Origin of the sequence: Arthrobacter oryzae (genome assembly GCF_030718995.1) — a bacterium.
Lineage (GTDB): Bacteria > Actinomycetota > Actinomycetes > Actinomycetales > Micrococcaceae > Arthrobacter > Arthrobacter oryzae_C.
The window spans coordinates 1802435-1825275 of record NZ_CP132204.1; the positions used below are offsets into that span (position 1 = coordinate 1802435).

Genomic DNA, 22841 nt, shown 5'->3' on the forward strand with positions numbered 1-22841 from the left:
TTGCTGACCGGGTACTGCTGTCAGGCGGAGAAGCGTGCCGTTGTGCCGCGGACCACGAGGACGGGGTCGATCAGCTTGCGGCTGGGTTCGATGTCCGGGTCCTGGATCCTTGCCAGCAGTGTCTGCGCGGAGTCTGCTCCGACGACGTCGCTCCGGTTGTCGACCGTTGTGATGTCCAGATAGCGGGACTTGGCCAGCGGCGAGTTGTCGTAGCCGATCACGGACAGGTCCTCCGGCACGGACCGGCCCCTCGTCTTTGCCGCGGCGAACGCGCCCAGTGCCATGGTGTCATTGGCCGCGAAGATGGCAGTGGTATCGGGGTGGCGGTCCAGGACCCAGCAGGCCGATGCGTATCCATCCTCCTCCGACGTTCCACCGGATTCCCCTGCGATCCGGACCTCCAGCCCGGCCTCGACGATGCGTCCGCGGAAGCCCTCGCGCCGGTGGGCCGCGGCGCCGCCGGTGCCCGACAGGTGTCCGATGCGGGTGTGGCCCAGGCTGAGCAGATGGCCGGCTGCGAGGCGGCCGCCGCCGTCGTCGTCGTTGGTGATGAGATCTGCACCCGCGGGAACTCCGTTCCGCCAACCGGCGACGACGGTGGGGACCCAGGTGCCGGCGAGCATGGGCTCGCTGGGCTCGGCAGCGATCACGAGGCCGGCGACGTGCAGGGCGAGCAGGCCGTCCGTAGCCTCTTTGACCCGGTTCCGTCCGGGCCGCGAGTCAGCCACCGTGACCTGGTAGCCGTGCACCGAGAGCGCGGATTCCATGCCGCGCAGCAGATCGACGAACCACGGGTTCCGGAAGTCGTCGATCACCAGTCCGATGCTCTTCGTCCGGCTGCTGGCGAGGGCTGTGGCGGCACGGCTGGGCCGGTATCCGAGCTGCGATATGGCGGCCAGCACGGCCTCCCGGCGTTTATCGCTGACCCTCGAAGGGTTCTGCAGGACCAGGGACACCAGCGACGGCGAGACGCCGGCGCTCTCGGCGACGTCGTAGATCGTGGGCCGGCGCGTCCGGGGGGTATTCAGGGTCATGGGAGAGCCTTTCGTGTCTCCTTATCGAGGATAGCCCCACGACCATTGACAGGACATATGGACAAAGCTACGCTCTTTCCAGCGAATATTTTTGTAGCGCTACAATTTTCCGGGCAGGCGATCAGCCTGGCCGAATTTCAAAGGAGAAAGCAATGGCTGAAAGCCTCGGCGTCGCCGTCATTGGCGCAGGAATGGCCGGCAAGGCCCACGCTGCCGCCTATCGGACGGCCTCAACGCTGTATAGCCCCGTTCTTCCCGCGGTACGCCTGGTCTCGATCGGAGACGTCAACGCCGAATTCGGCTCCTTGGCCGCCCGCCGCTTCGGTTACGAGCGCAACGACGCGTCATGGCAGGCAATTGCCGAAGCCGATGACATCGACGTCGTTAGCGTGGTCATCGCCAACTCGCTGCACCGCGAAGTGGTGGAAGGCCTCCTCGCCGCCGGCAAGCACGTACTGTGCGAGAAGCCGCTGAGCGATTCCATCGAGGATGCCCGCGCCATGGCGGAGGCGGCCCGCAATGCGAGCTCGATCGCACGCATCGGCTTCACCTTCCGCCGCACCCCGGGCATCGCCTACATCCGCGACCTCATCCGCACCGGCGTCCTCGGGAAGGTGCTGCACTTCAGCGGGCGCTATTGGACCGACTACGGCTTCAGCCCCTCCGCTCCCATGAGCTGGCGCTACAAGGGCGGGCCCGGCTCCGGCGCGCTTGCCGACGTTGGAAGCCACCTGGCCTACGTCTCCGAGTTCCTCTGCGGCGACATCAAGTCCGTCAGCGGCGGGCGCCTCAGCACCGCGATCGACAAGCGGCCATTGCCGCTGGGCGCCGTCATCGGGCACGACCACGCTGCGGTCAGCGACACGTTCGAAGCCGTGGAGAACGACGACTACGCGGCGTTCTCTGCAGAGTTTGAAAACGGCGCCGGCAGCTTCGAGGTCTCCCGCGTGGCCGCAGGCCACGCCAACAGCCTCAACTTCGAGGTGTTCTGCGAGAACGGTGCGGCCAAGTTCGACCAGCGCCGCCCGGCCGAAATCCAGCTGTTCCTCAATGACGGTTCCGGCAACGAGAACGGATACCGGCAGGTCATCCTCGGCCCCGGCCACCCCTACATCGCCGGTGGCCTGGCCATGGACGCCCCCGAAGTCGGCTTCGGCCAGAACGACGCGTTCGGCTACCAGGCCCGGGCATTCCTGGAGGAGGTGGCCGGCCTCAGCGAAGCGGAGTCGCTGCCCCGCTGCGCCACGTTCGACGAGGGCGTCCGCAACATGGAGCTGCTTGGCGCCGTCACGGAGTCCGCGCTCAACAACGGAAAGAAGATCACGCTATGAAACTCGGGGTCTACAACGCCATCCTGCACGACCGCCCGCTCCCCGAAGCGCTGAAGGTCATCGCTGACCTCGGGCTCACCGGGATCGAAATTAACACCGGCGGCTTCCTGCCGGCCGTGCACGTCCCCAACATGGACCAGATCCTGGAAAGCGACGCCGCCCGCGACGACTACCTGGCGATCTTCGAGGGGACCGGCGTCTCCATCGCGGGCCTGAACTGCAACGGCAACCCGCTGCACCCGAAGCGGAAAATCGGTGAGAAGCATGCCGAGGACATCCGCCGCTCCATCCGGCTGGCGCACCGGCTGGGACAGGACCGCGTGGTCACCATGTCCGGCCTGCCCGGCGGCGAGCCGGGAGCCACCACCGTCAACTGGGTGGTTAACGCCTGGAACTCGGCGGCCCTGGACGTGCTCGACTACCAGTGGGGCATCGCCGCCGATTTCTGGAAGGAAACCGACCGCCTTGCCGCTGACCACGGCGTGAAGGTGGCCCTCGAGCTGCACCCGCAGAACATCGTGTTCAACACCGCTGACGTCCGCAAGCTCATCGAGCTTACTGGCGCCACGCACGTTGGCGTTGAGCTGGATGCCTCGCACCTGTTCTGGCAGCAGATGGATCCGGTCGCAGTGGTCCGGGAGCTCGGCCCGCTGGTGTTCCAGGCAGCTGCCAAGGACGTCCGCGTCAACACGGGGAACGCCGCGCTCTATGGCGTGCTGGACAACAGCTTCCGCCGGCTCGCGCCCGAGGAAAGCCGCACCAACCTCGGCGGCGACGAGTGGGCCAACGAATGGCCTAAGAACTCCGCGTGGGACTTCGTCGCGCTGGGCCGCGGGCACGACACTGCCTACTGGACCGAGTTCCTCCGCGCCCTGTACGAGGTGGACCCCAACATGCTGGTCAACATCGAGCACGAGGACGTTTCGCTGGGCCGGATCGAAGGTCTCCAGGTGGCGGCCAAGGTGCTGCGCGACGCCGACGCGGCGCTTACCTCCTCGCTGCACCTCACGTCCTAGGACCGCCAGGTTCCGGCCGGCGGCCGCCCCGAATGCGGGGCAGCCGCCGGCCGATGGCATACTTCTTGGTGACTGGAACCTGGGGGGGCACGTGAAGATCGCGCTGTACATCATTTGGGCGCTGTTTGTTGCCGGCGTGATTTTTTCGATTGTCCATCTTTCGCGGAAGACCAAGCGCCGCGAACAACTCACTGCCAGCTGGCCGAGGGTCCAGGCGACCGTCACCGGGAGCGTGGCCGGCTGGACCAACGGCGGAGGCGGCGGCAGCCGCAGCCGGCGTTTCTACCCCACCTACCAGTTCGCGGATCCCCGCGGGACGCTGTTCGCCGGCGAATCCGAGGTGTCGTACGCCAGCCAGCCGGATCCGGGGTCTTCGGTGGAAGTGATGTATAACCCCATCAATCCCAACCAGTCGTTCCAGGTGTCGTCCCAGGACAGTACGGTGATCGGCTGCCTCATCCCGTGCTTCGCGGCGATTGCAGCGGGGTCATTCTTGTTCATCAGCATCCTCCCGCTGAGCTGAGCATGGAGTCCATAGAAGCGCTGTTCGTGGGGGTACCCGCGATGTTCCTGGTGGTGGGGGTGCTCATCACGGGGTTCTCCCTGGCGGGCTCATTCCGGCGGCGGTACGCACAACGCGGCTGGGTGCCGGTTCAGGCCACAGTGACCGGGAACCTGCACGGGAAAGACGGTCCCGCCAGCAATGGCCAGCACCGCTTTGCCCCGTCCTACGAGTTCCCGGACTCCCACGGCCGGCGGTGGCTTGGCCAGTCAGACATCTACGGTGCGGACCAGGAAATCATCGGCACCCGGATCCCGGTGCTCTACAACCCGGCGAACCCCGCTGAATCGACGCGCCCCGTCTTTGTCGTCTCGAAGGGCAGCCTCTCGGTGGGCCTTATCCTCGCCGCCTTCGGAGCCGGCGGAACGGCGATGTTCACCGCAGTGTTCCTCTAGCCGGGGCCTGGCTCGCCCCGACGCCGTTCCCGGCCCTTTCGTGGCCGGGAATGATCCACACGAAGTGACTCTGTTGCATGTTGTCCGCCGGACGGGATAATGTGTGAGCCGTGTCACCGACAGGTGGCACACGCTTTTGATCTGCGGCGGGAGAGTCCTGCCGGTACGTTCAGCAGGCGCCGTAGGAGCAAATCCTCCCCAGGAATCTCTCAGGCCCACGTACCGCCGCGGCGAGGCAACTCTGGAAAGTAGTCCGGTCTCCGGGCTCACCGACGGTGCAAGCGGCACTCTGTAACAGCAGGGTCCGCGGAAACTCTCAGGTCAGATACAGAGCGGGGAGGAACCCGAATCATCGTGGCACCCTGTGCCACCTGAAATATGGAGTTCCTCGTGACCGTTCAGTTGTTCCCCAAAACCCCCGCCCCGCTGCGCCCGGGCACCTAAGGACCCCGGCTATGGCTGTTGGTGTCTTTGATCTTTTTTCCATCGGAATCGGACCGTCGAGTTCGCATACGGTGGGTCCGATGCGTGCTGCCGCGGTGTTCGCCGAGGAGTTGAAGGCGTCCGGTGACCTGGACCGGGTGGCGTCGCTGCGGGTGGACCTGTACGGCTCGCTGGCTGCGACCGGGCACGGGCACGGGACGATGACGGCCATCCTGCTGGGGTTGGAGGGCTACCATCCGGAGAAGATCCTGCCGGCGGAGGTGGAGGAGCGGCTGGCGGCGATCGCGGAGACCGGGGAACTGCAGCTGGCCGGCGCCGGTGACGGGCAGGGTGTGGCGTTGCCGTACGGGGTGAAGGACATGGTGCTGCGGCCGTTGACGATCCTGCCGCGGCACACGAACGGGATGACGTTCACGGTCACTGACGGTGCCGGGGAGGTCCTGCACCAGGCGACGTTCTTCTCGGTGGGCGGCGGGTTTATTGTTCGTGAGGGCGAGGAGGACGCGGCCCGGCAGGAGCTGGAGGAGTCCAAGAAGGAGCTGCCGCTGCCGTTCCGGACCGCTGCGGAGTTGCTGGGCCGGTGCCAGTCCAAGGGCCTGTCCATCGGGGAGATCATGTTCGTCAACGAACGCGCGTCCCGGTCCGAGGAGGAGATCCGCGAGGGGCTGCTGCACATCTACTCCGTGATGGAGGAGTGCGTCGCGGTGTCGCTGAAGCGTGAGGGGCTGCTGCCGGGCGGGTTGAAGGTCCGCCGTCGGGCCCCGGACTGGCACGAACGGCTGATGAAGGAGACCCGGGACCAGGATCCCCAGGATCCGGAGTACCGGGATCCGAAGTACTGGCAGGAATGGGTCAACTTGATCGCCCTGGCGGTGAACGAGGAGAACGCCTCGGGTGGCCGGGTGGTCACCGCGCCGACGAACGGGGCGGCCGGGATCATCCCGGCGGTGCTGTATTACGCCCTGCATTTCGCGCCGGGCATGGACAAGGCGACGCAGGCGGACCGCGAGGACGTGGTGGTGAAGTTCCTGCTGGCCGCCGCCGCCATTGGTGTGCTCTACAAGGAGCAGGCGTCGATTTCGGGTGCCGAGGTGGGTTGCCAGGGCGAGGTGGGCTCGGCGTCCTCGATGGCCGCTGCCGGTCTGGCCGAGGTGATGGGCGGGACGCCGCAGCAGGTGGAGAACGCGGCGGAGATCGCGATGGAACACAACCTGGGGCTGACGTGTGATCCGATCGGCGGTCTGGTGCAGATCCCCTGCATCGAGCGGAACGCGATCGCGGCCGCGAAGGCCATCAATGCCGCGAAGATGGCGCTCTGGGGTGACGGGACGCACCGGGTGTCCCTGGACGAGGTGATCGTGACCATGCGTGAGACCGGCAAGGACATGTCCTCCAAATACAAGGAAACGGCCATGGGCGGCCTCGCCGTCAACGTCGTCGAATGCTGAGCCGAATGTTGAAGGAAAGAGAACTATGACACTGGCACCAGAAGGCCGGAAGATGCTGCGTATCGAGCAGCGCAACGCGGCCACACCGGTGGAGCGTAAGCCGGAGTGGATCAAGGCCAAGGTCCAGATGGGCCCGGAGTTCGTCCAGCTCAAGAACCTGGTGAAGAAGGAAGGCCTTCACACCGTGTGTGAGGAGGCCGGCTGCCCGAACATCTTCGAGTGCTGGGAAGACAAGGAAGCCACGTTCCTGATCGGCGGTTCCGAGTGCACCCGGCGCTGTGATTTCTGCCAGATCGATACCGGCAAGCCCTCCCCGGTGGACATGTTCGAACCCACCAAGGTGGCCCGCTCGGTCCAAGCCATGCAGCTGCGCTACGCCACCGTGACCGGCGTGGCCCGCGACGACCTGGCCGACGAAGGTGTCTGGCTCTACGCCGAAACCGTCCGGAAGATCCACGAACTGAACCCGGGCACCGGCGTCGAACTGCTGATCCCGGACTTCTCCGGCAAACCCGAGCACATCGCCGCGATCTGCGACTCCAGGCCCGAGGTCTTCGCGCACAACGTCGAAACGGTCCCGCGGATCTTCAAGCGCATCCGCCCCGCGTTCCGGTACGAGCGGTCCCTGGATGTGATCACGCAGGGCCGGAACCTGGGCATGGTCACCAAGTCCAACCTGATCCTGGGCATGGGCGAAACCCGAGAGGAAATCTCCGAGGCCCTGCGCGACCTGCACCAGGCCGGCTGCGACCTGATCACCATCACCCAGTACCTGCGCCCCTCCGAACGGCACCTGCCGGTGGACCGCTGGGTCAAGCCGCAGGAATTCGTGGACCTCGCCACCGAGGCCGAGGAAATCGGCTTCCTCGGCGTCATGTCCGGCCCGCTGGTCCGCTCTTCCTACCGTGCCGGCCGGCTCTGGGCCACCGCGATGCGCAAGAAGGGCTGGGAAATCCCGGCCGAACTCGCCCACATCGAGTCCTCCGGCAGCACCCGCCAGGAAGCCAGCTCCCTCATCGCAGCACAGCGCTGAGAACAACGGATTGAGAACCAGAGAGGACCAATGATGTTCCCCACCAGAATCGAGATCATCCCTTCCGAGGGAATCGTTGACCTCGTCCGGGCGCACGTGCCCGTGACCACAACGCTCACCGTCACGTGCCTGCCCCACCACGGCATCGAGCGGACCATGCGTGCCGCCGTGCAGCTGGGTGTGCTCGGCTACAACGTCGTCCCGCACCTCGCCGCGCGGAGCGTGCATGACCGCGCAGAGCTCACCGGAATCCTCCGCGACTGCAACGTGGCCGGCATCCGGGAAGTGTTCGTGATCGGCGGAGACCGGAAGCAGCAGGCCGGCCAGTACGGGTCCGCCCTTCCGCTGCTGGAAGACATCGCGCAGTACTCCGGCGGCATGATGCGGGCGGGTGTTGCCGGTTACCCGGAGGGCCATCCGGGCGTTGGCCCGGTGGACCTGCTGGATGCCCTGCTGGCCAAGCAGCACCTGGCCTCGCATGTCGTCACGCAAATGTGCTTCTCCCCGTCGAGAATCCTCGATTACGCGGCGCTCCTGCGCCGCGAAGGGGTGCTGCTGCCCGTCTGGGCCGGCGTGGCGGGGTCCGTCCCCCGGACCAAGCTGGTCGCCCTGGCGGCGCAGATCGGCGTCGGAAGTTCGCTGAAGTTCCTCAGCCGCAAGGGTCCGCTGGCGCGCAAGCTCCTCAGCGGTGACCGCTATTCGCCGCAAACCCTGGTGGCCGGGCTGGAAAGCCAGCCGGGAAACATCGCAGGCATCCATCTCTACAGCTTCAACAACCTTGATCCGGTCCCCGGCGGGCCGGATCAGGCGTCAACGTCCGCAGCACTCCAGTCCGCTTTGATCCGAGGAACAGCACGTGACAACTAAGACCCTGACTTCCCACCAGGAGCCGCACCTTGAGCGGCAGCTGAGCAACCGGCACATCCAGCTGATCGCCATTGGCGGCGCCATCGGCACCGGCCTCTTCATGGGTTCCGGAAAGACCATCTCGGCGGCCGGGCCGTCCGTCATCTTCGTGTACATGATCATCGGCTTCATGCTGTTCTTCGTGATGCGGGCCATGGGCGAACTCCTGCTGTCCAACCTGAACTACAAGTCCTTCAGCGACTTTGCCGCGGACCTCCTGGGCCCCTGGGCCGGCTTCTTCACCGGCTGGACGTACTGGTTCTGCTGGGTGATCACCGGGATCGCGGACGTCATTGCCATTGCCGGCTACTCGAAGGAACTCTGGCCGGGGCTGCCGCTGTGGATCCCGGGCCTGGCCACCGTGGCCATCCTCCTGCTCCTCAACCTTGTGACGGTGAAGGCGTTCGGCGAGACCGAGTTCTGGTTCGCGCTGATCAAGATCATCGCCATTGCGGCGCTGATCATCGTGGGCATGTTCATGATTTTCACCGGTTTCCAGTCCGACGCCGGCCCTGCCACCTTCTCGAACCTGTGGAGCCACGGCGGCTTCTTCCCCAACGAATTCATGGGCTTTGTGGCCGGCTTCCAGATCGCCGTGTTCGCCTTTGTGGGAATCGAACTGGTGGGCACTACGGCCGCGGAAGCCAAGGACCCGGAGAAGAACCTGCCCAAGGCCATCAACTCCATCCCCATCCGTGTGCTGCTCTTCTACGTGGGCGCCCTCATCATCCTGATGTCCGTCACCCCGTGGACCCAGTTCCAGGCCGGCCACAGCCCGTTCATCGCCATGTTCTCCCTGGCCGGACTGGGCGCCGCCGCCACCGTGGTGAACCTGGTGGTGCTCAGCTCGGCCATGTCCTCGGCCAACTCCGGCATCTACTCAACGTCGCGCATGGTCTACGGCCTGGCCCAGGAGGGCGACGCCCCGTCAGTGTTCAGCAGCCTGTCCCGCCGCAAGGTCCCGCAGAATGCGCTGTTCCTCTCCTGCGTCCTGCTGCTCTCCGGCGTGGTGCTGATGTACGCGGGCTCGGACATCGGCAAGGCCTTCGACATGGTGACCACCGTGTCCGCCGTCTGCTTCGTGTTTGTGTGGTCAATCATCCTGGCCAGCTACCTCGCCTTCCGCAGGCGCCGCCCGCAGCTGCACGAGGCGTCCAGGTACCGGATGCCCGGCGGCGTCCCCATGGTCTGGGTGGTATTCGCCTTCTTTGCCTTCGTGCTGTGGGCGCTGACCACGCAGCCGGATACCCTGCTGGCGCTGCTGGTGACTCCGGTGTGGTTCATCCTGCTCGGCGCCGCCTGGCTGGTACTGCGCAGCCGGCCCGCGCACCTGGCCCGTTACGCCACGTTCCAGGCCGAACTCGCCCAGGACATGGAGCCCGGAACGGCCCTCACCCGCGAACTGCGAGACGCAAAGAAATGAGCACATCCGAGCACGTCCTGACCCTCGACTGTGCCGAATCTCCGGGCATTGTCCACGCAATTTCGGGATTCCTGCTGGACCACGGCTGCGACATCATCGACAACAAGCAGTACGGGGACCGCCAAGAGGGACACTTCTTCATGCGCGTCCACTTCGCCTCCGCGCCGGAGGCCTACAGCACCGAGGAGCTGCGCCGGGACTTCACGTCACTGGCGCACAAATGGCAGATGAACTGGCAGCTGGAGCCGCACGGCCGTAAACGCCGCGTCCTGGTGATGGTGTCCAAAATGGGCCATTGCCTCAACGACCTGCTCTTCCGGGCTCGCACCGGGGATTTCCCGGTGGAGATCGTCGCCGTCGTCTCCAACCACCGCGAGCAGGAGGACCTGGTGCGGTGGCACGGCATCCCGTTTTTCCACCTCCCGGTCACGAACGATACAAAGCCGGACGCGGAAGCGCGCCTGATGGAGCTCGTCGACGCCTTTGACGTGGAACTCGTGGTGCTGGCCCGTTACATGCAGGTCCTGAGTGACGAGCTCTCAGCCAAGCTGGCCGGACGGACCATCAACATCCACCACTCGTTCCTGCCCAGCTTCAAGGGTGCCAAGCCCTACCACCAGGCCTACGAACGCGGCGTCAAGACCGTGGGTGCTACCGCCCATTACGTCAACGCGGAACTCGACGAGGGCCCGATCATCTCGCAGCAGGTGATCGACGTGGACCACACTTACACCGCGGAAGACCTGGTGGCCGTTGGCCGGGACGCTGAATGCGCCGCGCTGCGCAACGCCGTGCGCTGGCACTGCGAAGGCAGGGTCCTGCTGCTCGGCAACCGCACGGTGATTTTGCGGTAGCACCGTTTCCTGAGAAGTACGACGTCGGCGGGTCACCCACGAGGGTGGCCCGCCGACGTCGTGCTTTACTCTTCACTCGACGACGCCGTGACGTCCGCCTCGTTCGCCTCTGTGGGGGAATGCCGGGACCCCGGAGGGCCTTGTACTAACCGGGCGCCGACTACCGGTTTGCCTCTCGAGAGGACCCCTTTGCCTACTTTTATTCCGTTCACCGTTTGCGCCACTGTCCGCGAAGACCACAAGCGCTCTTTCCGCACGGACATTGAGCGTCTCACCTCCAGCCATCGCGGATGGGCGCCGCTGGACGTGGTGAAGTCCACCAACACGCAGGCGTTTCTGCGGGGAGCGGTGCCGAACGGCGCCCACACTGCCACGGATGCCAGCCTGGCCCGCTATCTCCAGGAGCGGCTGGTGGCCGACAGCGACATCCACTTGGATCTCACCGTCAGTATGGAGCGGTAAGTTATACCCGGCTGACTAATAACACGCCGGAAACGAGAACCACCAAGTCCATGCTCCGACTCAAACGCCTTGCGGTCTTCTGCCTGTTCGCGACCTGCGTCATCAGCGGGCTCCTGTTCTGGGCGCTCGGCCAGTCCGGCGCGGCCGGGCTGCGGGGCCAGGCGCCACCGCCGCAAGCTGGCGCGAAACTCGCTGCACTCCCGGATTTCAGCGCCCGCGCCGTGGACATTACCGACAGCCCGGTGGATCCGGAATGGCTGGCCAGGACGGCGAAACAGACCGGCATACCTGCCAGGGCGCTGCAGGCCTATGCAGCCGCCGCGGAGCTCGCCAACACCGACACCCCCGCGTGCCGGGTCGGATGGAATACCGTGGCCGCCATCGGCTTTGTGGAGTCCGGACACGGGAGCCATGGAGGCGGGACTCTGTCCGGCACCGGGCAGTCGAGCGGGCCGATCATCGGGCCAAGCCTCGATGGCGGCGGGTTCGCCGCCATCCCCGACACGGACGACGGCGTCCTCGACGGCGACGCTGTCTGGGACCGCGCCGTGGGACCCATGCAGTTCATTCCCACCACGTGGGACCTGGCAGGGCGGGACGGGAACGGAGACGGAATCGCCGACCCGCTGAACATCGACGATGCCGCACTCAGCGCCGCCTCGTACCTGTGCCGGGGCGGCCGTGACCTCACCACCGCCGGGGGATGGAGCGACGCAGTGCTCTCCTACAACCAGTCCGATAACTACCTGCGGCAGGTGCGCGACCAGGCCAACGAGTATGCGGCGCTGCCCTGAGCCGGAAACTCAAGCTACTTCTTGTGCTGCCGGCGGACCATTTCGGCGATCCAAATGGGCGCGAAAGGAGACGTGCAGTTCGGCGGCGTCGGGTAGTCCTTGAGGACCTGCAGGCGTTCACCGATCTCGATGGCACGGGCGCGGTGCCCGGCGTGCTCGATCCCGATCTGCGCCAGGCAGTTGTTCATCGCCCACTGCAGGCGATCCGGGGCGTCCTTCATCTTCGCCTCAATGACGTCGAGCAGTCCTGCGAGGTCGAGGCCCTCGGGCTCCTTCGCCACGCGCTCAGCGGTCAATGCCCAGCCGGCACTCGCGACCACCGGATCCGGATCTGCGAACCACGCCAGGCGAAGCTCCTCGGAATGCGGGTTCTTCTTCACCACATAATTCACAAGCCAGTCGTGCACCTTGGGGGTGCCCGCCGCGCGCACCATGGCATCCAGCTCGTCACGCTCGAACGCCTTCGGACGGCAGACCAGGATCGCCAGCAGCTTCGCCGCGGTGTCCTCCGTCTTCCAGAGCTGGAGCGCGAGGTCCTGCTCCGTCTTCAGCCGCTTCGCCAGCGCGCGGAGCTTGCTGAGGTTCACACCGTGATCATCCCCGTGCTTCTCGTTCACCTCGCGCATCCTCGGATCCTCGAGGGCGGCCAGCTCAGCCATCACCTCTGCCACTGTCATCCCGGCCATTTCAGCCTCCTGTCCATCACGCGTGAGGTTCAGCTTAGTGGGCGTATGGATGACCAGCGCACAGGAGGTCCTGCGGCCCTGGTACCGGGGAACGCGGGCAAATAGCATGGCGTCATGGAACAACTGCAGGACATGGGCGCTGACGAACCGGCATTGTCCGCCACCGCTGCTGGGCATCAGCGTGGAACTTCTGGAACGCTGGGCGTCGGGCCAGGATGCGCCGGATGCGGGCGGCCGGCTCGAGCTTGCGGACCTGGATGCCCTTATAAGGCACCTCCACTCCGCTTTCACGCCGGCGCAGGCAATGGTCTGGATGTGCAATCCCAACGTGCTGCTGGGCTCCAGGCCAATCGACGTTTACCGCACGCAGGGATCGGCGCGGGTGATCGGTGCCATCCGGGCCCACGTGCAAGGGGAGCTCGGCTGATCGTCAGGACAGACGACGAGCGGGTCAGGCGCTGAGCGATTCGGTTGCCTTCGAGCGGATGAACTCGTGGTCCTCCGGCGATAAGACCATCTCGCCATGCTGGCCACTTCCTGGATCTTCCCCTGTTGCCTTGGAGATGATCGTGGTGACGGTCCGGGGCAGAATCCGGCACCCCGGGTTGTCGATGAGCCACTTCTGCGTGGGCTGGTCGAGCCGGTCCCAATGATCCCTGATGTTCATCTGAATCGATGCTGCCTTCCTGCTGAATGCGGGCGGAACGGTATGCAACATGACAAGCTACGGAGTCCTTTGAAGGTGATACCGGCTCAAGGTACGCCTGACGGATGAGGAAGGCAAGGCCTCTGGCCCTCCACCAGTGTCGTCGTAAACGTCACGAACAGTTCCGGACCGGGCATGCCCTCAAGGCAGAATGGAGGCATGACCCTTACGACGTTCGCCCTTGTCCGCCATGGCCAGACTGACTGGAATGCGCAGCGCCGCCTGCAGGGATCCACTGATATTCCACTGAACGACGTCGGCCGCGGACAGGCGCGCGACGCCGTCGCCGCCCTGTCCGGCCACAGCTGGGACACCATCGTGTCCTCGCCGCTGAGCCGTGCAGCGGAAACTGCCCGCATAATTGCCGACGGGCTGGGCCTCAGCGTCGCGCGGCACGTGCCTGAGCTCACCGAGCGCCGCTTCGGGCCGGCGGAAGGGCTGCAGGCCGGCCCCGAACTTGAAGCCCTGCGCGTCCCCGGCGGCTTCCGCGGCGCGGAGAGCGAGGACGAAGCGGCCACCCGCGGCCTGACCGCGCTGGAGGAGCTGGCCGAAGAGTTCCGTGGCCGCCGCGTCCTGGTGGTCGCCCACGGCACCCTCATCCGCGTGAGCCTCAGCCGCGCCATCGGCCGCACGCTGCAAAGCGTCGACAACGCCGTGCTCAACCTGGCCCACCACCATAGCGTCGACGGCTGGCAGCTCGAATACTTCAACGGCGGGCGGGTAACGGCGTCCGCCGAGGCCTGACCTCCGCCTAGGACTGGTAGTACTCCTCCGTTGGGGCGAACCCCGCCCGGTCCACTCTTCGGTGGTAATGCACCCCGGCAATGCCGCCCGTGACGGCGCCGAGAAGGGCCAGGGCCGCGACGGCGATGAGGGCAATGACGCCTGTGGTGCTCAGCTGGCCCTGATTCAGGGGAAATCCAAGAAATTCGCTAAGTGTGGTGAGGACATTGAGCTGCCCGCCGAGGCCGCCAAAAAGGACCACACCAACCACAATCGCGCTCATAAGCACAGCCCACAGCCACACCGTGAGCCCCTGGCCGATGCCGTTGAAGCGCGCCATCCGACCTGCAACGTACCCGCCCAGGAAATACGCGAGAAAGGGGATCGCCAGGAGCATGGCGGCCCCCGTCACACCACCGGGCCACAGTGATGACTGGCCTGCACCCGGCACCAAGTCCGTACCGGCCAGCAGCCCTGCCCTCACAGCCGCCAAAGCCAGTGCCGCCAGCAGGACAATCATTGCGGTGGCCGTCAGCCAGCCGAAAAAGGCCGACCCGATCTTAATGCCGCCGAACCGCTCCTCTTCCCGGGCAACGACTGCTTCGCGGAAAGCGGCCGCCGGCACTGCGGGGAGGAAAGCCCCGGCCGTGCCGCCGGTCTCGTCGGCGTTCCCCTGGCCACCGCTGTCAGGCGCACCACGGTCGTCGGGGACAGCGCCGTCATCCGGCGAAGCACCGTCGTAGGGGATCCCGCCGTCGGAACTTTCGGCCCCGCGCCCTTGCCCGCCATCGGGATCCCATGGGCTGCCCATCACGCGTCCCCGCTCTCAATGCTCAAACGCTGGGTATGCCTCCACGGTAGTCGCACGCCGGCGTGCTCCGCGAGAGCCTTTAGGCCCCCTTTCGGCGTCGCCGACGCGTCATGCGCGCTCAGGCGGCCTTGCGCGTTTTACGGCTGCCGTCCGGGCGGGACCGCTGGGACGAGGCCGCGGACGCCTTGCTTCCGGCCGTGATGTAGCTGCCCGAGGCGACTGTGCTGTCACCGTGCAGGCGGACCCCGTGGCCAATGACCGCGCCCCCTCCAATCCTGGAGTGGCTGCCCACACGAACCCGGTTGCCAACCACCGCTCCAGGCCCCACATACACGGCATCGCCAATTACCACGCGGTGGCCGATGCGCGCCCGCCGGTCGATCCAGCTGCCGCCGCCAACCCGGCTGCCCCTGCCCACCAGGGCGCCGGCCTCCACATAGGCAGTCGAACTGATGAACGACGTCTCATCCACGTCGGCACCGCGGCCGATCAGGCCGCCGCCATTCGGGTGCCGACGGTAGCTGATGACCTTCCCGGCGTCGTCTTCAACTGTTTCGATTTTCCTGCTCATGACCTTCCTGTCAGTCCGGTGCAACCCATAGCAGCGGACACTCGTTTTAACGTCTGCGGACCGGTGGGCATTCCATTGACAAAAACGGCATTTGGTCCCTATTGCGGAACATGTGGGCCGCTCCGGTGGTTAATCAGAAAAAGGACGCAGGCTTCCCACGAGGAGGTGCGTGGTGACCACACAGGACAAGGATCTGTCGGGGCGCCGGACCCGCGGTGGTGGCGGCAGTGCGGGGTACGCCGCCGGTGCCGGTGACCACCCATGGCGCAGGTACGTCGCCTTGGGGGACTCGTTTACCGAAGGAGTGGGGGACCCCGACCCCCGGCGTCCCGGCGGAGTGCGCGGATGGGCCGATCGCGTGGCTGAGGAGCTAGGTAATGGCCGTGCGGACTTTGCCTACGCGAACCTTGCCGTGCGTGGCCTGCTGCTGGAGCAGATCCTCGCCCGGCAGGCCGGGCCGGCGCTGGCTCTGGAGCCGGACCTGATCACAATTTCCGCCGGCGGCAACGACATGGTCTTCCACGGCAGCGACCCGGACAAGCTGGCGGACAAGCTCGACGCCGGCGTCGAGCTGCTAAGTTCCAGCGGCGCTACCCTGGTTCTTTTCACCGGTCCCGACTGGAGGTCGACGCCCGTGCTGGGCCGCAACCGGACCAAGGTTGCGGTCTTCAACGAAAACATCCGCGCGATCGCCTCCCGGCACGACGCCGTCATTGCTGACCTGTGGGGTTTGCGTGAACTCCGGGACCCGCGGATGTGGGACCGGGACAGGTTGCATCTGTCCCCGCTCGGCCACCACGCCGTGGCAATGAGAGTGCTGGATGCACTTGGTGCACCGCATGTGCTGGTGCACCCGGAACCCGCTGGGGCACCCGCAGGCCTGGTGCAGGGCAACTGGCGGCAGGCCAGGGCTGAAGATCTTGAGTGGGCCCGCAGGTACCTGCTGCCGTGGGCTGTGCGTCGGTTCCATCGGCGTGCCCCTGCTGTGGAACATACGGCGAAGCGGCCGGCCGCGGATCCGGTGAACAGTCCGGGGCAACCTGTCGTCGCCATGGAGGGCCAGGGTTAGGCCGGAGTACAGTCACGCGCCGTTCATGCTGGAGTGTCGTCCCTCCAGTGTCGGGGCCCTGCCATAAACTCACTCAGTGGCAGATTCCAGCACCGACCCCAGTGCAAACACAGGCAGTGCGAATACGGTGGTGATCCCGGTGCTCGAGGGCCAGACCTGCATTGGTGAGCTGCTTCCGGACTTCAAGGACATCGTCGGAATGACTTCTGCTGAAGGGGTGCTGACAGCCGCAGGCGAATCCGCAGACGGCCAGCAGATGCTTTTCTAACCGGCTCCCCGTTGACTGGCCGGCTGTACCGGCGGGCCCCCGGCCCCTATGGCTGCAGCGGCAGGAACAGTACCGTGTAGATCCCCAGCAGGGCGAGGACGACGACGCTCGCGGCGACCGCCGCCGTCGAACCTACATGCGGTGCCATGGTTTCGTGCCTGATGCCCCGAACGGCGCGATGGAAGCGCCTTTTCTGGGTGAGGTTGATGGCAACTGCGGTGACGATGGCGCCCCCGACGAGCGTTCCGACGAACCAGCCGTGATGGGGCAGCCAACGCAGGAAGACTGCTGCTGCGATCACCATCGACATGGTGGTGCGGCTCCAGGCGAGATCGGTCCGTTCAGGCTGAAGACCCGCGTCGCCGTGCCAGGCGGAGTCGTGCTGGGCTGTCACGGTCAGGCCGGCCGGGCGATCACGAAAACCACCATGATGGCTGCCACGAGGGCTCCGCCGATGGCCAGCACAGGGGCGATGAGGGGCAGCGGCAACGGCGCCTTTGACCGCATGGCGCGTTCCACGTTCACCCACCGGAAGAACGAGCCGCCGCCGATCACCAGCGCCAGGACGAGCAGCAGCACTGCGATGGTCTTGCGCAACTCCTGGCCCAGGAGGTCGGCCATAAAGGCTTCGACGGCCACGCCGCCGGCCAGCAGGGCCAGCGAAGTGCGGATCCACGCCAGGAAGGTGCGCTCGTTCGCCAGGGTGAACCGCGGATCGGGCTCGGTGCCGCCACGGAGGATCCTGGAAGCGAGCCAGCCCCTCGTGTCGGGCTCTCCGGTGTTCGGATCTTCTGGCAACGTGAATCCTTCCGTACGCGGCAGGTGGCAGATGTGCTCCCTTCTCTTGCCTACCACGTTTCCGGCCCTGGTGCCGCACCCTTGCGTGCTCGCCGGGGCTTGGGGTCCGCAGGTTTCCGTGACCAATTGGGTAGCGTTGTACGTCGTGAGTACCGGGCAGAGGATTGTGGGCACTGCGTCGCTGTGGTGCGCCGTCGTCCTTGTCATGGTGGCGTTGGCTGCGCCGGCGGCCTCAGAGCCGTGCCCCGCAGGCCAGGTTCCGGTAACCCCTGGCGGCATCTGCGTCCCGTTGAGCCCGTTGCTTCCCGGACCAACAACGCCCACGACGGCGGTCCCGACCGCGCCGGCACCCTCGACCACCGTTACCCCGGACCCTGCACCGGGAGGCCCTGTTCCGGGCCCAAGCAGCCCGACGTCGACCGCCCGGCCGCTTACACCGGGAACCGAACTGCCGGGAGGCCAGCTTCTTGAAAGCCAAGTGCCCGCCAGCCAAGCGCCGGGAACCGATGCCAACTCTGCCGGGAATGCGACCGGGACGCCGTCACCGGAATCTTCCGCAGTTCGGGCCCCTGCGGTTCCCACGTCAGCTGCAGAGTCGTCCCCCGCGGTTCCGGCTGCGGGGCCACCTTCCCCGCAGCAAGCGAGGCCCCTGGCTGAGGCCGGCTACTTGCTTGTTGCCGGCGGAATCCTGCTTGTTGCCGGGGCTGCAGTCGGCTTCAGGCTGCGCCGCCCCGCGGCCGGGGTGCGCGGGGCGTGATTACGCCACTCCCGAGAGGTGCGGCACGGCCGCCGGCCGCCGCACTGCCGCGTGTTTGCGGAAGCCGTCAACCGGGGTCCGCCGGGGTTCGCAGGCCGCGGGGACCGGTGCCGGCGTGGCGGCGGCCGACGTCGGAACCGAATTGCCGGCCGGGCAGAGGTCGCTGATCAGGCCCATGCCCGCGCACTCGCGGACTGCCTCGATGGCCGCCACGGCTGCGGACTTGTCCCGGTACGGAGCGGACACGGCCAGTTCGGTTCCGTCGGGCGTGGTAAGCCGGAACCGGTACTGCGCTTCTGCGTCAACGAAGACTTCAAACTTGCCGGCCATAACTAATCCTTCCGGTCTGCGGAGCCCGTCCGCCGGCGGCTTCGCCGCAAAACAGGCCGAGCGCATCTCTGCGAACATCTTCCGCTGGTCTGGTCGAACGATCAGAATTGATCCGTTCATCAAGTGCTTTAAGTCTGTCGTGGCCCCGTGCAGGCCCACAAGACCGATCAAGTTAAGCCCAGGTAAAATGCATGCAACGGATCGCCGCCCGGGTCCCGTCGAAGGCCCCGGCGCGGACAAAGGAGCTCGCTATGACCAAACTGTCAGTGTAGGTCCAGCACTCGGATGAGCAGCTGGAGAAGGGCAGCGGGGCCTGGGAACTGGTGCCCGAACTGAAGCGCCGGGAACAGGAACCGCTGGTGCACAAGTCCTTCGCGGACTCCTTTGAGGACACCGACCTGGAAGATGTGCTGGCCAGGGAGGGCGTGGGCAGGCTGGTGGTGTCCGGGGCCCAGACTGACGAGTGCATCCGTTCCACAATCCACGGTGCCTTTGTGCGCGAGCCGCTCCGTCGCAGGAACCTTGGCAGAATGGAACGGCGAAAAGCCTCACGAGGAGGCCGCGGGACCGGGTTGGGTGGAGCTGTGGTGGATGTTGATGTCGTTGTAATCGGCGGAGGGGCGATGGGCTCGGCTGCCGCGTGGCAGCTTGCCCGCCGCGGGCACTCGGTCAGGCTCCTGGAACAGTTCGAGCCGGGCCACCACATTGGCGCCTCGCATGGCGCCACCCGCAATTTCAACATGGCCTACGCCGAGGCCGACTACCTGGACCTGGCCACCGAAGCCAAGGACCTGTGGGACGAGCTTGCCGACGAAACGGGCACGCAGCTGCTGGACCTCGTGGGGCTGGTGAACCATGGCAACGTCGGCAGGCTGCGGGACGTCCGTGCGTCGCACGCGGAGCGCGGCATCGACAGTTACTTCCTTCCGGCCCCGGAGGCTGCGGACCGCTGGCGAGGCATGAATTTCCGGAGCGAGGTCCTGGTGGTTCCCGGCTCGGGGCGCGTCCGCGCCACCGATGCGCTGCTGGCGCTGCGCCGGGCCGCAGAGGCGCACGGCGCCCGTTTTGACTATTCGACGCCGGTCCGGGACATCCGCGTCGCCGGCGACGACCGCGCCGTCGTCGTGACTGACTCCGGCGAGATCAGCGCGCGCCGCGTGGTGGTCACCGGCGGTGCGTGGACCACCAAACTGGTGGGGAACCTGGTCCGGCTCCCGGAGCTCGTGGTGACGCAGGAGCAGCCCGCGCACTTCACGCCGCTGGATGGCTCGCTGACCTGGCCCAGCTTCAACCACAACCCCGATCCCGGCGATCCCCGCGACGCGTACTGGTACAGCCCCGTCTACGGAATGCTCACTCCGGGCGAGGGCATCAAAGCCGGATGGCACGGCGTGGGACCGGTGACGGACCCTGACGCGCGCAGCTTTACTCCCGAGCCGGTCCAGCTGGAGGCGCTGGTGCGGTATGTCCGGGAGTGGCTGCCGGGAGTGGACGCGGCTTCAGCGGTTCCGATCAGCTGCACGTACACCAGCACGGCTACTGAGGACTTCGTGCTGGACCGCTTTGGCCCGGTGGTGGTGGGCGCCGGCTTCTCCGGCCACGGGTTCAAGTTCACGCCGGCGGTCGGCCGGGTGCTGGCAGACCTGGCCGACGGCGGCAGTGGACACCCGCTTCGGCTCCCGGCACGCTTCGCGGCCAGCCGTTAGGCTGCCGCAAACCCCGCGCTGCCATCCGGCAGGACGGATTGTCCCGGAGCGGGTAGCGTTGGATCACATGTGCAACGGTCGACTGGTTCTCTGCGTCCTCGCGGTGCTGTCCGTCGTCGCTGCCGGTTTCCTGGCCCTGGCGTTGCCAGCTAACGCCGCGCCCTGCCCGGACAAAGAGCCTCCGGCCGCTTCCGGCCGGGTCTGCGATTCCGGCGGACCGCCTTCCCCTGCCCCCACAGCTCCGGCACCTGCCATCCCCCTCCAGGAAGGCGCCGGCTCCGCCGAAACTCAGCCCATCGTCACTGACCCCGGCGTGGCCAACGTGCCGGCACAGGAAAGTGTGCCCGGACAGGGAACCACCCCGGAAGCGTCGGCAGGAACGCCGTCGGCCGGCACCGTCACGCCTCCGGGAGTAGCGGCGTTCCCGTCCCGCTCAGCCCGGACCCTGACGGCTGCACCGCCGGATTCCGGCGCGGCCGGGTCCGGTCCCATGGCCGGATACCTGGTTGCGATCGGGGGCGGAATGCTCCTGCTCTCCTCGGTCTTCGGTTTCATGCGGTTCCGCCCTGCTGCCCGGTGAGCTTTCAGCTCCCGTTCAGCCGGCTCGGATAGGCTGACGGCGCAAGGCCGTTGACTGCGGGCGCCATCCGGGGCTGGTGTTGACGGTGCGTCCGGCCAATGAGGGGTATGAACCGTGCCGCAAAAGCCTGAACTGAAGCGGGGCCAGCCATGATGCCCGCAAACACCGTGGACGAGCTCACCGGGATAGCCGGTTTCGCAGCGCGCGGCATTGATGCCCTGGGGGAGTGGGGCGTGGGGCTCTTCACCTTTGCGGAAACCATCATCCCGCCCATCCCCAGCGAGGTGATCCTGCCGCTGGCCGGCTTCCTCACCAAGCAGGGGACCATGAGCCTGGTCCTGGTGTTCGTGACCAGCACGCTGGGCGCGTATGCCGGTGCCCTGCTGCTGTACTGGCTCGGGGCCAGGCTGGGCCTGGAGCGGGCCATCCGCGGGCTCTCCAAGCTGCCGCTCATGGACCGGGAAGACTTCGAGAAGGCCGCGGACTGGTTCCAGCGCCACGGCAAGTCGGCCGTGTTCTTCGGCCGGTTCCTGCCGGGCGTGCGCAGCCTGATTTCGTTGCCCGCCGGTGCGGAGAAGATGAACCTGGCCACCTTCAGCGTCTTCACGATCGCCGGGAGCGGGCTGTGGAATGCCCTGCTGATCGGCCTGGGCGTCCTGCTCGGCGCGCAGTACCACCTCATTGAGGAGTATTCCAAGTACCTCAACTACGCCGTTTATGCTGCACTGGCCACCGCGATTGCCTGGGTTTGTGTCCGGGCGTACCGGCGGCAGCGGGAGCGCGTAGGCCAGAACGAGCGTTAGGGAAGTGGCTGGGATGGGCACGGAAGCGCACGGCCGGATCGTCGTCGTCGGCTCCCTGAATGCCGACCTGACCATTTACTGCGAACGGCTCCCGCTGCCGGGTGAGACGGTCCACGGCACCGGGTTCGCCGTCAATCCGGGAGGCAAGAGCGCCAACCAGGCCGTGGCGGCCAGCCTGCTGGGCGGGGCCGTCAGCCTCATCGGTGCCGTGGGGGACGACTCCAACGGCGAGATGCTCTTGGCCTCGGCTGCCGGGGCCGGTGTGGACATCTCGCGCGTGCGCACCTCGGATTCCGCCGCCACGGGAGTGGCCGTCATCGCGGTGGACGAGCACGGCGAGAACCACATCATCATTTCCGCGGGCGCCAATGGAACCCTGTCACCCGCCGATGTCGCGGCGTCCGCGGACGCATTCGACGGCGCCGCCGTGGCCTGCCTCTGCCTCGAAGTCAGCCTCGACACTGTGGAAGCCGCAGCCCGGATGGCGCGCGACGCCGGGGCGACAGTCCTGCTGAATCTCTCGCCGTACAGCGAGATCCCGCAGGCCCTCGCGGACCTGTGCGATGTCCTGCTGGTCAACACGCACGAGGCGTCGCTCTTTCTCGGCGCGGAAATTCATGACGCGGACGACGCCGGCTGGGACCGCGTCCGGGATCGTTTCGCCGAACGCGGTCTGCAACGGGTCCTCGTCACTTTGGGGGCGAACGGTTCGGTGGTCCTGGATTCGCTGGCCCACGGGGCGGATCGCGTGGTCCGGATTGCGCCGGTCAAAGTCCACGCCGTCGACACCACGGGTGCCGGCGACGCGTTCACAGGCGCCGTGGCCGCCCGGCTTGCTGCGGGGGAGCCGCTGGCTGACGCCGCGGCGTTCGCCTCCGGGGCTGCGGCTCTCGCCACCACCCGCAAGGGCACGCAGGCCGCCTATGCCGGAACGGCGGACGTGGAGCGGATGCGGGGTTAGTGCTTCCGCCCGGGCGGAACCGCGGATCTACTGCGCGTCAGTGGGCGCTTCTGCGGCGTGCTTTCCATGGGGCGCCGGTTTAATCACAGGCATGGCCGCTGTATCGAAAAACTGGAAGTCCGCGGCCGGGACACGGATTGTTCCGGCGGCCTCCGCCTTGTCCCGGATGAAGTTATGGTCCGCCCGGGAGAGGACGATCTGGCCGTGCGGGTCGCGCTCGATGTCCCCCTGCGCTTCCTCCTCGATCTTTGCCGACAAGGCCCGGGGCAAAACCAGGCATCCCGGATTTTCCAGGAGCCACGTCCGGGTCTCGGAATCGAGGCGGTCCCATCTATCTGTGAGGCTCATATGCTGCCGTCCTGTTGTGCCA

At 66.6% G+C, this 22841-nt stretch carries 28 protein-coding genes and 1 riboswitch; of the genes, 19 read left to right on the plus strand and 9 right to left on the minus strand.

The genetic code is table 11. The features are described from left to right. Window positions 1-20 precede the first annotated feature (20 nt). Entirely contained in the window at window positions 21-1034 is a 1014-nt protein-coding gene (locus tag Q8Z05_RS08320) for a LacI family DNA-binding transcriptional regulator (protein ID WP_305942996.1), read from the minus strand. 152 nt (window positions 1035-1186) lie between these two features. Here Q8Z05_RS08320 and Q8Z05_RS08325 point away from each other — a divergent pair, with 152 nt between their 5' ends. From Q8Z05_RS08325 to Q8Z05_RS08375, 11 genes are all read left to right on the plus strand, one after another. After that, window positions 1187-2365, plus strand: a complete 1179-nt coding sequence (locus tag Q8Z05_RS08325; RefSeq protein WP_305942997.1) for a Gfo/Idh/MocA family protein — start codon at window positions 1187-1189, stop codon at window positions 2363-2365. Continuing rightward, on the plus strand, window positions 2362-3381 hold the full coding sequence (locus Q8Z05_RS08330) for a sugar phosphate isomerase/epimerase family protein (protein WP_305942998.1): 1020 nt from the start codon (window positions 2362-2364) through the stop codon (window positions 3379-3381). The genes Q8Z05_RS08325 and Q8Z05_RS08330 overlap by 4 nt, the downstream gene beginning before the upstream one ends. A 91-nt stretch (window positions 3382-3472) precedes the next feature. After that, window positions 3473-3904 carry a DUF3592 domain-containing protein gene (locus Q8Z05_RS08335; RefSeq protein ID WP_305942999.1) on the plus strand — a complete coding sequence of 144 codons (432 nt, stop codon included), beginning with the start codon at window positions 3473-3475 and terminating at the stop codon, window positions 3902-3904. A 2-nt stretch (window positions 3905-3906) separates the two neighbouring features. Then, the gene (locus Q8Z05_RS08340; protein ID WP_305943000.1) at window positions 3907-4338 is read left to right on the plus strand and encodes a DUF3592 domain-containing protein; all 432 of its coding nucleotides are present in this window, start codon (window positions 3907-3909) and stop codon (window positions 4336-4338) included. A gap of 137 nt (window positions 4339-4475) precedes the next feature. Continuing rightward, window positions 4476-4573, plus strand: a riboswitch (glycine riboswitch). 220 nt (window positions 4574-4793) lie between these two features. Beyond that, the gene (locus Q8Z05_RS08345) at window positions 4794-6230 is read left to right on the plus strand and encodes an L-serine ammonia-lyase (RefSeq protein ID WP_305943001.1); all 1437 of its coding nucleotides are present in this window, start codon (window positions 4794-4796) and stop codon (window positions 6228-6230) included. A 25-nt stretch (window positions 6231-6255) separates the two neighbouring features. Continuing rightward, complete coding sequence (lipA, locus tag Q8Z05_RS08350; RefSeq protein WP_305943002.1) at window positions 6256-7263, plus strand: lipoyl synthase; 1008 nt, start codon at window positions 6256-6258, stop codon at window positions 7261-7263. Window positions 7264-7293: 30 nt separating this feature from the next. Beyond that, window positions 7294-8130: a methylenetetrahydrofolate reductase gene (locus Q8Z05_RS08355; protein WP_305943003.1), complete on the plus strand. Its 837-nt coding sequence runs from the start codon at window positions 7294-7296 to the stop codon at window positions 8128-8130. Continuing rightward, the gene (gene cycA / locus Q8Z05_RS08360) at window positions 8120-9592 is read left to right on the plus strand and encodes a D-serine/D-alanine/glycine transporter (RefSeq protein ID WP_305943004.1); all 1473 of its coding nucleotides are present in this window, start codon (window positions 8120-8122) and stop codon (window positions 9590-9592) included. The genes Q8Z05_RS08355 and cycA overlap by 11 nt, the downstream gene beginning before the upstream one ends. Next, window positions 9589-10446, plus strand: coding sequence for a formyltetrahydrofolate deformylase (gene purU / locus Q8Z05_RS08365; protein ID WP_305943005.1), 858 nt, complete (start codon window positions 9589-9591; stop codon window positions 10444-10446). Before cycA ends, purU begins: the two co-directional genes overlap by 4 nt. 189 nt (window positions 10447-10635) lie before the next feature. Next, window positions 10636-10908 (plus strand): hypothetical protein, encoded by a 273-nt coding sequence (locus Q8Z05_RS08370; protein ID WP_305943006.1) that lies wholly within the window; start codon window positions 10636-10638, stop codon window positions 10906-10908. A gap of 50 nt (window positions 10909-10958) precedes the next feature. Next, window positions 10959-11702 (plus strand): lytic transglycosylase domain-containing protein, encoded by a 744-nt coding sequence (locus Q8Z05_RS08375; protein ID WP_305943007.1) that lies wholly within the window; start codon window positions 10959-10961, stop codon window positions 11700-11702. A 14-nt stretch (window positions 11703-11716) separates the two neighbouring features. Here Q8Z05_RS08375 and Q8Z05_RS08380 read toward each other — a convergent pair whose 3' ends face one another. Next, window positions 11717-12388, minus strand: coding sequence for a DNA alkylation repair protein (locus Q8Z05_RS08380; RefSeq protein ID WP_305943008.1), 672 nt, complete (start codon window positions 12386-12388; stop codon window positions 11717-11719). A gap of 49 nt (window positions 12389-12437) precedes the next feature. Here Q8Z05_RS08380 and Q8Z05_RS08385 point away from each other — a divergent pair, with 49 nt between their 5' ends. Continuing rightward, window positions 12438-12815, plus strand: a complete 378-nt coding sequence (locus Q8Z05_RS08385) for a hypothetical protein (RefSeq protein ID WP_305943009.1) — start codon at window positions 12438-12440, stop codon at window positions 12813-12815. 24 nt (window positions 12816-12839) lie between these two features. On the opposite strand, the gene Q8Z05_RS08390 is transcribed toward Q8Z05_RS08385, so the two are convergent. Continuing rightward, a complete protein-coding gene (locus Q8Z05_RS08390) occupies window positions 12840-13055 on the minus strand; it encodes a hypothetical protein (RefSeq protein ID WP_305943010.1) in 216 nt (71 codons plus the stop codon). 198 nt (window positions 13056-13253) lie between these two features. On the opposite strand from Q8Z05_RS08390, the gene Q8Z05_RS08395 reads away from it, so the two are divergent. Then, window positions 13254-13838: a histidine phosphatase family protein gene (locus Q8Z05_RS08395; protein WP_305943011.1), complete on the plus strand. Its 585-nt coding sequence runs from the start codon at window positions 13254-13256 to the stop codon at window positions 13836-13838. 7 nt (window positions 13839-13845) lie between these two features. On the opposite strand, the gene Q8Z05_RS08400 is transcribed toward Q8Z05_RS08395, so the two are convergent. After that, complete coding sequence (locus tag Q8Z05_RS08400) at window positions 13846-14628, minus strand: hypothetical protein (RefSeq protein ID WP_305943012.1); 783 nt, start codon at window positions 14626-14628, stop codon at window positions 13846-13848. Window positions 14629-14746: 118 nt separating this feature from the next. After that, window positions 14747-15199, minus strand: coding sequence for a DapH/DapD/GlmU-related protein (locus tag Q8Z05_RS08405; protein WP_305943013.1), 453 nt, complete (start codon window positions 15197-15199; stop codon window positions 14747-14749). A gap of 172 nt (window positions 15200-15371) precedes the next feature. On the opposite strand from Q8Z05_RS08405, the gene Q8Z05_RS08410 reads away from it, so the two are divergent. Both Q8Z05_RS08410 and Q8Z05_RS08415 read left to right on the plus strand, forming a co-directional pair. After that, the gene (locus Q8Z05_RS08410; protein WP_305943014.1) at window positions 15372-16268 is read left to right on the plus strand and encodes an SGNH/GDSL hydrolase family protein; all 897 of its coding nucleotides are present in this window, start codon (window positions 15372-15374) and stop codon (window positions 16266-16268) included. 76 nt (window positions 16269-16344) lie between these two features. Then, the gene (locus Q8Z05_RS08415; protein WP_305943015.1) at window positions 16345-16536 is read left to right on the plus strand and encodes a hypothetical protein; all 192 of its coding nucleotides are present in this window, start codon (window positions 16345-16347) and stop codon (window positions 16534-16536) included. 46 nt (window positions 16537-16582) lie between these two features. On the opposite strand, the gene Q8Z05_RS08420 is transcribed toward Q8Z05_RS08415, so the two are convergent. From Q8Z05_RS08420 to Q8Z05_RS08430, 3 genes are all read right to left on the minus strand, one after another. Continuing rightward, a complete protein-coding gene (locus Q8Z05_RS08420; RefSeq protein WP_305943016.1) occupies window positions 16583-16930 on the minus strand; it encodes a DUF202 domain-containing protein in 348 nt (115 codons plus the stop codon). A 2-nt stretch (window positions 16931-16932) separates the two neighbouring features. Then, window positions 16933-17334: a YidH family protein gene (locus Q8Z05_RS08425; RefSeq protein ID WP_305943017.1), complete on the minus strand. Its 402-nt coding sequence runs from the start codon at window positions 17332-17334 to the stop codon at window positions 16933-16935. Window positions 17335-18091: 757 nt separating this feature from the next. After that, window positions 18092-18421, minus strand: a complete 330-nt coding sequence (locus Q8Z05_RS08430; RefSeq protein ID WP_305943018.1) for a YegP family protein — start codon at window positions 18419-18421, stop codon at window positions 18092-18094. Between the two features lie 323 nt (window positions 18422-18744). On the opposite strand from Q8Z05_RS08430, the gene Q8Z05_RS08435 reads away from it, so the two are divergent. The 4 genes from Q8Z05_RS08435 (at window position 18745) to Q8Z05_RS08450 (ending at window position 22471) form a co-directional block, all read left to right on the plus strand. Further along, on the plus strand, window positions 18745-20127 hold the full coding sequence (locus Q8Z05_RS08435) for an FAD-dependent oxidoreductase (RefSeq protein WP_305943019.1): 1383 nt from the start codon (window positions 18745-18747) through the stop codon (window positions 20125-20127). A 67-nt stretch (window positions 20128-20194) separates the two neighbouring features. Then, on the plus strand, window positions 20195-20707 hold the full coding sequence (locus Q8Z05_RS08440; RefSeq protein WP_305943020.1) for a hypothetical protein: 513 nt from the start codon (window positions 20195-20197) through the stop codon (window positions 20705-20707). A gap of 149 nt (window positions 20708-20856) precedes the next feature. Next, entirely contained in the window at window positions 20857-21510 is a 654-nt protein-coding gene (locus Q8Z05_RS08445; protein ID WP_305943021.1) for a DedA family protein, read from the plus strand. Window positions 21511-21523: 13 nt separating this feature from the next. Next, entirely contained in the window at window positions 21524-22471 is a 948-nt protein-coding gene (locus tag Q8Z05_RS08450) for a ribokinase (RefSeq protein WP_305943022.1), read from the plus strand. 27 nt (window positions 22472-22498) lie between these two features. Here the strand turns inward: Q8Z05_RS08450 and Q8Z05_RS08455 are convergent, their stop codons facing one another. After that, the gene (locus tag Q8Z05_RS08455) at window positions 22499-22819 is read right to left on the minus strand and encodes a hypothetical protein (protein ID WP_305943023.1); all 321 of its coding nucleotides are present in this window, start codon (window positions 22817-22819) and stop codon (window positions 22499-22501) included. Window positions 22820-22841 lie beyond the last annotated feature (22 nt).

Excerpts from the sequence above, each read along its gene's own strand:
- Q8Z05_RS08320 (WP_305942996.1), bottom strand. The coding sequence starts at position 1,034 with ATGACCCTGAATACCCCCCGGACGCGCCGGCCCACGATCTACGACGTC.
- Q8Z05_RS08325 (WP_305942997.1), top strand. The coding sequence starts at position 1,187 with ATGGCTGAAAGCCTCGGCGTCGCCGTCATTGGCGCAGGAATGGCCGGC.
- Q8Z05_RS08330 (WP_305942998.1), top strand. The coding sequence starts at position 2,362 with ATGAAACTCGGGGTCTACAACGCCATCCTGCACGACCGCCCGCTCCCC.
- Q8Z05_RS08340 (WP_305943000.1), top strand. The coding sequence starts at position 3,907 with ATGGAGTCCATAGAAGCGCTGTTCGTGGGGGTACCCGCGATGTTCCTG.
- Q8Z05_RS08345 (WP_305943001.1), top strand. The coding sequence starts at position 4,794 with ATGGCTGTTGGTGTCTTTGATCTTTTTTCCATCGGAATCGGACCGTCG.
- lipA (WP_305943002.1), top strand. The coding sequence starts at position 6,256 with ATGACACTGGCACCAGAAGGCCGGAAGATGCTGCGTATCGAGCAGCGC.
- Q8Z05_RS08355 (WP_305943003.1), top strand. The coding sequence starts at position 7,294 with ATGATGTTCCCCACCAGAATCGAGATCATCCCTTCCGAGGGAATCGTT.
- purU (WP_305943005.1), top strand. The coding sequence starts at position 9,589 with ATGAGCACATCCGAGCACGTCCTGACCCTCGACTGTGCCGAATCTCCG.
- Q8Z05_RS08375 (WP_305943007.1), top strand. The coding sequence starts at position 10,959 with ATGCTCCGACTCAAACGCCTTGCGGTCTTCTGCCTGTTCGCGACCTGC.
- Q8Z05_RS08380 (WP_305943008.1), bottom strand. The coding sequence starts at position 12,388 with ATGGCCGGGATGACAGTGGCAGAGGTGATGGCTGAGCTGGCCGCCCTC.
- Q8Z05_RS08385 (WP_305943009.1), top strand. The coding sequence starts at position 12,438 with ATGACCAGCGCACAGGAGGTCCTGCGGCCCTGGTACCGGGGAACGCGG.
- Q8Z05_RS08390 (WP_305943010.1), bottom strand. The coding sequence starts at position 13,055 with ATGAACATCAGGGATCATTGGGACCGGCTCGACCAGCCCACGCAGAAG.
- Q8Z05_RS08395 (WP_305943011.1), top strand. The coding sequence starts at position 13,254 with ATGACCCTTACGACGTTCGCCCTTGTCCGCCATGGCCAGACTGACTGG.
- Q8Z05_RS08400 (WP_305943012.1), bottom strand. The coding sequence starts at position 14,628 with ATGGGCAGCCCATGGGATCCCGATGGCGGGCAAGGGCGCGGGGCCGAA.
- Q8Z05_RS08405 (WP_305943013.1), bottom strand. The coding sequence starts at position 15,199 with ATGAGCAGGAAAATCGAAACAGTTGAAGACGACGCCGGGAAGGTCATC.
- Q8Z05_RS08430 (WP_305943018.1), bottom strand. The coding sequence starts at position 18,421 with ATGGCCGGCAAGTTTGAAGTCTTCGTTGACGCAGAAGCGCAGTACCGG.
- Q8Z05_RS08440 (WP_305943020.1), top strand. The coding sequence starts at position 20,195 with ATGTGCAACGGTCGACTGGTTCTCTGCGTCCTCGCGGTGCTGTCCGTC.
- Q8Z05_RS08445 (WP_305943021.1), top strand. The coding sequence starts at position 20,857 with ATGATGCCCGCAAACACCGTGGACGAGCTCACCGGGATAGCCGGTTTC.
- Q8Z05_RS08450 (WP_305943022.1), top strand. The coding sequence starts at position 21,524 with ATGGGCACGGAAGCGCACGGCCGGATCGTCGTCGTCGGCTCCCTGAAT.
- Q8Z05_RS08455 (WP_305943023.1), bottom strand. The coding sequence starts at position 22,819 with ATGAGCCTCACAGATAGATGGGACCGCCTCGATTCCGAGACCCGGACG.